Source organism: Spirillospora sp. NPDC048819 (assembly GCF_040650055.1).
GTDB lineage: Bacteria > Actinomycetota > Actinomycetes > Streptosporangiales > Streptosporangiaceae > Spirillospora.
Window position 1 is genome coordinate 147,052 of the sequence record NZ_JBEZGN010000021.1, and the last position, 7,701, is coordinate 154,752.

Consider the following 7,701-nt stretch of genomic DNA (forward strand, 5'->3'; position numbering starts at 1 on the left):
ACAACTGTTTGGTAGAGTTCGCGGCGTGAACCAGAACGAGTCCCCGGCGGACCGGGCGTTCCGCGCCGAGGTCCGCGACTGGCTCGAGGCCAACCTGTCCGGCGAGTTCGCGCACGCCCGCGGGCTCGGCGGGCCCGGACGCGAGCACGAGGCGTTCGAGGAGCGGCTGGCCTGGGAGCGGCACATGGCCGCCGCCGGCTGGACGTGCGTCGGCTGGCCCGAGGAGCACGGCGGTCGCGGCGCGACCGTCGAGCAGCAGGTGATCTTCCACGAGGAGTACGCGCTGGCCGACGGGCCCGCCCGGGTCAACCACATCGGCGAGAACCTGCTCGGACCCACGATCATCGCGTTCGGCACCGACGAGCAGCGCGCCCGGTTCCTCCCGCCGATCGTGGCCGTCGAGGAACTGTGGTGCCAGGGGTACTCCGAGCCCAACGCCGGCTCCGATCTCGCCAACGTGCAGACCCGCGCCGAGATCGGCGGCGATCACTGGCTGGTCAACGGCCAGAAGGTCTGGACGTCGCTGGCCCTCGAATCGGACTGGTGCTTCCTCGTCTGCCGCACCGAGCCCGGATCCTCCCGCCACCGCGGGCTGTCGTACCTGCTCGTCCCGATGAAGCAGGACGGCGTGGACATCCGGCCGATCGTGCAGCTCACCGGAACCTCGGAGTTCAACGAGGTCTTCTTCGACGGCGCCCGCACCGACGCGGGCAACATCGTGGGCGCGCCCGGCGAGGGCTGGAAGATCGCGATGGCCACGCTCGGGTTCGAGCGGGGCGTCGCGACGCTCGGACAGCAGGTCGGGTTCCGCCGCGAGTTCGAGGGCGTCGCCGAACTGGCACGCCGCACCGGCGCCATCGGCGACCCGCTGCTGCGCGACCGTCTGACCAGGTCGTACATGGGCCTGGAGATCATGCGGCTGAACGCCGTGCGGACCATGGCGGGCGTCGCCGCCGGGGCGCCCGGGCCGGAGTCGTCCATCTCCAAGCTCGTCTGGGGCACCTGGCACCGCGAACTGGGCGAGCTGGCCATGGACGTCCTCGGCGCCGCCGGCATGGTCGCGGACGGCGAACCCTACGATCTGAACGACTGGCAGCGGCTGTTCCTGTTCTCACGCTCCGACACGATCTACGCCGGGTCGAACGAGATCCAGCGCAACATCATCGCCGAGCGGGTGCTCGGGCTCCCCCGGGAACCGGCCGCAAGCAGGGAGGCACGCGGATGACCCCGCCCTACGTACCCGGGCACGGGCTGCTCGACGACCGCGCCGTCGTGATCACCGCGGCGGCCGGGGCCGGGATCGGCGGCGCCACCGCGCGCCGCTGCCTGGAGGAGGGCGCCCGCGTCCTGATCTCCGACGCCCACGAGCGGCGCCTGACCGCGTCCGCGCAGGAGCTGGAGAAGGAGTTCGGCGCCGACCGGGTCGCCTCGCTGCCGTGCGACGTGACGTCGGAGGAGCAGGTCCAGGCCCTCTACGACCTGGCCGTGGAGCGCTTCGGGCGCATCGACGTCGCCGTCAACAACGCGGGCCTCGGCGGGACCGCCGACCTGGTCGACATGACCGACGACCAGTGGGGCCGCGTCCTCGACATCACCCTCACCGGCACGATGCGCTGCACGCGCGCCGCCCTGCGGATCATGCGCGACCGGGGCTCGGGCGTCATCGTCAACAACGCGTCGGTGATCGGCTGGCGGGCGCAGAAGGGGCAGTCCCACTACGCCGCCGCCAAGGCGGGCGTCATGGCCCTCACCCGCTGCAGCGCGCTGGAGGCCGCCGACTTCGGCGTCCGCGTCAACGCGGTCTCACCGTCCCTCGCGATGCATCCGCACCTGGTGAAGGTGACCTCCGAGGAACTGCTGGACGAGCTGACGCGCCGCGAGGCGTTCGGCCGGTACGCGGAGCCGTGGGAGGTGGCCAACGTCATCGTCTTCCTCGCCAGCGACTACTCGTCGTACATGACGGGTGAGGTCGTCTCCGTCTCCTCTCAGCACGCATAGGGAGAACGATGAGTCCACGAAGGCGCGACGCCGAGGGAACCGCCGCCGCCCGCGCGGGGCGGCGGGCCGAGCTGCTCGCCACGGCCGCGGAGGTGTTCGCCTCCCAGGGGTACTCGGCCACCACCGTCCGGAAGGTGGCCGACGCCGCCGGCATCCTCGGCGGCAGCCTGTACTACCACTTCGACTCCAAGGAGGCGATGGCCGACGAGATCCTCTCGACCTTCCTGGACGAGATGTGGGCCTCCTACGACCGCGTCCTGGAGGCCGGGCTCAGCGCGCGCGACACCCTGGAGGGCATCGTCGTCGAGTCGTTCCGGTCGATCGACCGGCACCGGCCCGCCGTCGTCCTCTACCAGAACGAGTCCAAGCACCTCGCGACGAGCGAGCGGTTCCACTACCTGCACGAGTCGCGGCGCAGGTTCGAGGAGATGTGGCTGTCCCTGCTGGAGAGGGGCGTGGAGGAGGGCGCGTTCCGCGCCGACCTCGACCCGAGCCTCGTGTACCGGTTCATCCGCGACACCGTCTGGGTCGCCGCCAACTGGTACCAGCCCGGCGGGCGGCTGTCCGCCGACGACATCGCCAAGCAGTACCTCGCCATGTTCCTCGAAGGGATCCAGGCGAGCCAGGTCCGTACCAGCTAGGTCCGTACTAAGGAGGACCCCATGGCCGAGGCATACATCGTCGACGCGGTCCGCGCTCCTGTCGGGCGGCGCGGCGGCGGCCTGTCCGGCGCGCACCCCGCCGACCTCGGCGCGCACGTGCTGACGGCGCTGATGGACCGCACGAAGGCCGACCCGGCAGCGGTCGAGGACGTCGTGTTCGGCTGCGTCGACACCCTCGGGCCGCAGGCCGGCGACATCGCCCGCACCTGCTGGCTCGCCGCGGGGCTGCCCGAGGAGGTCCCCGGCGTCACCGTCGACCGGCAGTGCGGCTCGTCCCAGCAGGCCGTGCACTTCGCCGCTCAGGCGGTCCTGTCGGGGACGTCCGACCTGGTCGTGGCGGGCGGCGTGCAGAACATGTCGCAGATCCCGATCGGGTCCGCGATGACGGCCGCCGCGCCGCTCGGCTTCACCGAGGGGCCGTTCGCCGGCTCCAAGGGCTGGACGCGCCGCTACGGCGACGCCGAGGTGTCGCAGTTCAACGGCGCCGAGATGATCGCCAGCGACTGGGACATCTCCCGCGAGGAGATGGAGGCGTTCGCCTACGAGTCGCACCAGCGGGCCATCCGCGCGATCGACGGGGGACGGTTCGAGCGCGAGATCGCCCCCTACGAGGGCGTCGCCGCCGACGAGGGGCCGCGCCGCGACACCACCCTGGAGAAGATGGCGGGCCTGAAGACCCTCGTGGACGGCGGGCGCCTCACCGCGGCCGTCTCGTCCCAGATCTCCGACGGCGCCGCCGCGCTCCTCATCGCGTCCGAGCAGGCCGTCAAGGACCACGGCCTCACCCCGCGCGCCCGCATCCACCACGTCTCCGCGCGCGGCGAGTCCCCGATCCGGATGCTGTCCGCGCCGATTCCCGCCACCGCGTACGCGCTGAAGAAGACCGGCATGACGATCGGCGACATCGACGCCGTCGAGATCAACGAGGCGTTCGCGTCCGTCGTGCTCGCCTGGCTGAAGGAGACCGGCGCCGACCCGGCGACGACCAACCCCAACGGCGGCGCCATCGCCCTCGGCCACCCGCTCGGCGCGACCGGCGCCCGCCTGATGACCACCCTCCTGCACGAGCTGGAGCGCACCGGCGGCCGCTACGGCCTCCAGACCATGTGCGAGGGCGGCGGGCAGGCCAACGTCACCATCATCGAGCGCCTCTGACGATGGACGTGTTCGAACCGGCCCGGCTCGGGCCGCTCACCCTGCGCAACCGCGTGATCAAGGCCGCCACGTTCGAGGGGATGACGCCGGACGCGGTGGTGACCGACGACCTGATCGAGTACCATCGCCGGCCCGCCGCCGGGGGAGTGGGCATGACGACCGTCGCCTACTGCGCGGTCGCCCCGGAGGGACGCACCGAGCGGGGCCAGATCTGGATGCGGCCCGACGCCGTCCCCGGCCTGCGGCGGCTCACCGACGCCGTCCACGCCGAGGGCGCCGCCGCGTCCGCGCAGATCGGCCACGCCGGGCCCGTCGCCGACGCCGGCTCCAATCAACTGCCCGCCATCTCGGCCGGGAGGTTCTTCAACCCGCTCGGCATGCGTTTCACCAAGGTCGCCACCGCCGGGGACATCGAGCGGATCACCCGCGCGCACGCCGAGGCCGCCCGCCTGGCGATCGAATCGGGCTTCGACGCCGTCGAGATCCACTTCGGGCACAACTATCTGGCCAGCTCGTTCCTCAGCCCCCGCCTCAACCGGCGCAAGGACGCCTACGGCGGGCCGATCGAGAACCGCGCCAAGGTCGCGCTCGGCATCGCCCGCGCCGTCCGCGACGAGGTCGGCGACCGCATCGCCGTCACCGCCAAGCTCAACATGCGCGACGGCGTCCGCGGCGGCCTGGAGATCGACGACAGCCTGTACGTCGCCCGCCGCCTCCAGCAGGACGGCACGGTCGACGCGCTGGAGCTGACCGCAGGCAGCTCACTGCTCAACCCGATGTACCTGTTCCGCGGCGAGATGCCCATCCCGGAGTTCGCCGCCAGCTACAAGCCGCTGATGCGCGCCGGCATCCGCATGTTCGGCAAGAGGTTCCTGCGCGTCTACCCCTACCAGGACGCCTACCTGCTCGAACACGCCCGCAAGTTCCGCGCCGAACTCGACCTGCCGCTGATCCTGCTGGGCGGCATCACCGATCGCGAGACCATGGACAGGGCCATGGCGGAGGGCTTCCAGTTCGTCGCCATGGCGCGCGCCCTGCTCCGCGAACCGGATCTGGTGAACCGCATCGCCGCCGACCCGTCCACACCGTCCCTGTGCATCCACTGCAACCGCTGCGTCCCCACGATCTACAAGGGCACCCACTGTCCCGTCATCCCGGCCTGACCGGGAGGATGGGGCGATGATCGATATCGCGGGGTGGGCGCCGGAACCACGGGAGACGGTCGAGGTCATCGACCCGGCGCCGTCGATGGCGCTGGCCGGTGTGCTGGACGCCGAACCGCCCGGGGAGGAGCTGCCGCCGCTGTGGCAGTGGCTCCACTTCCTCGAACGGCCCGCGCAGCGCGAGCTGGGCGCGGACGGTCACCCCCGCGAAGGACGGTTCCTCCCGCCGATCCCCGACCGGAGCAGGATGTTCGCCGGCGGGCGGTTCCGCATCCATCAGCCCCTGCGCGCCGGGGACACCGTCACCCGGCGCGACGAACTGGCCTCCACCGCCCTGAAGAACGGGCGAAGCGGCGAGATGCTGTTCGTCACCGTGCGGCACACGTTCCTGCGCGGCGGCGTGGAGATCGCGGTGGAGGAGCAGGACCTCGTCTACCGGAGCGGCGGCGCCGCCTCCCGTCCGCCCGAGGTGTCGTTCCAGGCGCCGGAGGCGGACGCGCCGTGGACGTCGCCCATGGCCGCCGACCCGGTGCTGCTGTTCCGGTTCAGCGCGCTGACCTACAACGCCCACCGCATCCACTACGACGAGACCTACGCGACCGAGGTGGAAGGGCACGGCGGCCTCGTCGTCCACGGGCCGCTGCTCGCGATCCTGTGCCTCGAACTGCCGCGCCGGGCGGGCCTGAAGGTGACGGAACTGTCGTTCCGTGCCCGCAGGCCCGTCTACGCGCGGCAGCCGTTCGTCGCCGCCGGGTCCCCGGACGGGGACCTGTCCATCGAGGCCCCGGGCGGCGTCACCGCGATGACCGCCACGTTCGCCTAGGCGGCGGTGACGGGCGTCTCCGGGACGGCGGGCCCGCCGCGGCGCTCCGCCGCGATCTGCAGCACGTACCGCTTGATCTCGTCGGCGACCTCCTCGCGGCCCCAGCCCAGCCGGGGCGCGAGAAGCTCCGCCACATGGGACGCGGCGGCGATGCCGCCGTCCCACTCCTCGATCGAGACGCGCAGGCGCCGGGCCAGCACGTCCTCCAGGTGCAGCGCCCCCTCGTGCGTCACCGCGTAGACGGCCTCGGCGGACAGGTAGTCCTCGGCGCCGGGGACGGGCGCGCCGAGCACCGGGTCGTCCGCGACCAGGTCCAGGACCTCGCGGGCGCACGACCCGTACCGGTGCAGCAGGTGCTCGACCCGCGCGACGTGCAGGCCGGACTCGGCGGCGAGGCGGCGCCGCTCGTTCCACAGCACCTCGAACCCGACCGCGCCGAGGATCGGCAGCCGGCCGGTGACCGACGGGGGGACGGCGTCGTCCAGGCCCTCGGCGACCACGTCCACCGCGTCCCGCGCCATCACCCGGTAGGTGGTGAACTTGCCGCCGGTGACCACGACCATTCCCGGAACCGGTTCGGCCACGGCGTGCTCGCGCGACAGCCGGGTCGTGTCGTCCATCTCGCCCGACAGCAGCGGGCGGAGCCCCGCGTACACGCCCTCGATGTCGTCATGCGTCAGCGGGGTCCGCAGCACGGCGTTCGCCTGGTCGAGCAGGTAGCCGACGTCGGTGTGGGCGGCTACGGGCTCCTCCGGGCCGTCCTCGTGCGGGGTGTCGGTGGTCCCGACCAGCCAGTGCCGGCCCCACGGGATGATGAACAGCACGCTCTTGGACGTCCGCGTGATCAGGCCGGTGTCCATCGGGATCCGGTCGCGCGGCACCACCAGGTGGACGCCCTTGGACGCCCGGACGCCGAACGAGGCCCGCGACCCGGTCATCGCCTGCGCGCCGTCCGTCCACACACCGGTGGCGCACACCACGCGCCGGGCCCGGACGGCGATCTCCCGTCCGCCCTCCAGGTCCAGGACGTGGGCGCCGGTCACCCGCTCGCCCTCGCGCAGGAACCCGGTCATCTCCGCACGGGTGGCGACCTTCGCGCCGTACTGCGCGGCGGTCCGGGCGACCATCATCGTGTAGCGGGCGTCGTCCACCTGCGCGTCGTAGTACTGGATCGCGCCCACCAGCGCGTCCGACCGCAGGGCCGGGGCCTCCCGCAGGGCGCCGCGCCGCGTCAGCTGCCGGTGCCGGGGGAGCGCGCGGGCACCGCCCATCGAGTCGTACAGGGTGACGCCGGCGCTCACGTACGCCCGCTCCCACACCCGGTTCCGCAGCGGGTAGAGGAACTGGACGGGCCGCACCAGATGCGGAGCGAGCCGGTGCAGGAGCAGGCTCCGCTCCCGCAGCGCCTCCCGGACGAGCCCGAAGTCGCGCTGTTCGAGATAGCGGAGCCCGCCGTGGATCAGCTTGCTGGAACGGCTGGACGTCCCGGCCGCCCAGTCCCGCGCCTCCACGAGGGCGACGGACAGGCCCCGCGAGATCGCGTCGAGGGCCGTGCCGGCGCCGACGATGCCGCCGCCGACGACCAGGACGTCGAACTCGGTGTCGGCGAGGTCGCGCAGGGTGTCCTGGCGGTACCGCGGTCCGAGGGCTACGGATGTCACTGCTTGCTCCCGAAGAGAGATCGGTCAAGTGTCCCGCCGCCGGGTTACGGCGAGCCGTCGTCCAGGGGTCGCGCAGGACGACGGCTCGCCGCGACTCGGTTGACCGGCCGTCAGCCGAGCTCGACCCAGTCGAGAGTGCGGTCGACGGCCTTCTTCCAGCCGGCGTAGCCGGTGCGGCGTTGTTCGTCGGTCCAGGTGGGGTTCCAGCGGCGGTCTTCGTTCCAGTTCTGGCGGAGTTC

Annotated in this window: 7 protein-coding genes; 6 read left to right on the forward strand and 1 reads right to left on the reverse strand. The window is 72.4% G+C overall.

Translation table 11 applies throughout. The features are described from left to right. Positions 1-25 precede the first annotated feature (25 nt). From AB0C35_RS26455 to AB0C35_RS26480, 6 genes are read left to right on the forward strand one after another with little or no spacing between them, the layout of a single operon-like run. A complete protein-coding gene (locus AB0C35_RS26455) occupies positions 26-1,225 on the forward strand; it encodes an acyl-CoA dehydrogenase family protein (protein WP_358460881.1) in 1,200 nt (399 codons plus the stop codon). Then, complete coding sequence (locus AB0C35_RS26460; protein WP_358460884.1) at positions 1,222-1,998, forward strand: SDR family oxidoreductase; 777 nt, start codon at positions 1,222-1,224, stop codon at positions 1,996-1,998. The genes AB0C35_RS26455 and AB0C35_RS26460 overlap by 4 nt, the downstream gene beginning before the upstream one ends. Positions 1,999-2,006: 8 nt before the next feature. Continuing rightward, entirely contained in the window at positions 2,007-2,639 is a 633-nt protein-coding gene (locus tag AB0C35_RS26465; protein WP_358460887.1) for a TetR/AcrR family transcriptional regulator, read from the forward strand. A gap of 21 nt (positions 2,640-2,660) precedes the next feature. Further along, positions 2,661-3,815, forward strand: a complete 1,155-nt coding sequence (locus AB0C35_RS26470; protein ID WP_358460890.1) for an acetyl-CoA C-acetyltransferase — start codon at positions 2,661-2,663, stop codon at positions 3,813-3,815. A gap of 2 nt (positions 3,816-3,817) precedes the next feature. Then, complete coding sequence (locus tag AB0C35_RS26475) at positions 3,818-4,978, forward strand: NADH:flavin oxidoreductase (RefSeq protein WP_358460893.1); 1,161 nt, start codon at positions 3,818-3,820, stop codon at positions 4,976-4,978. Positions 4,979-4,994: 16 nt separating this feature from the next. Continuing rightward, positions 4,995-5,801, forward strand: coding sequence for a MaoC family dehydratase N-terminal domain-containing protein (locus tag AB0C35_RS26480; RefSeq protein WP_358460896.1), 807 nt, complete (start codon positions 4,995-4,997; stop codon positions 5,799-5,801). Here the strand turns inward: AB0C35_RS26480 and AB0C35_RS26485 are convergent. After that, positions 5,798-7,462: a glycerol-3-phosphate dehydrogenase/oxidase gene (locus AB0C35_RS26485; protein WP_358460899.1), complete on the reverse strand. Its 1,665-nt coding sequence runs from the start codon at positions 7,460-7,462 to the stop codon at positions 5,798-5,800. The genes AB0C35_RS26480 and AB0C35_RS26485 overlap by 4 nt on opposite strands. Positions 7,463-7,701 lie beyond the last annotated feature (239 nt).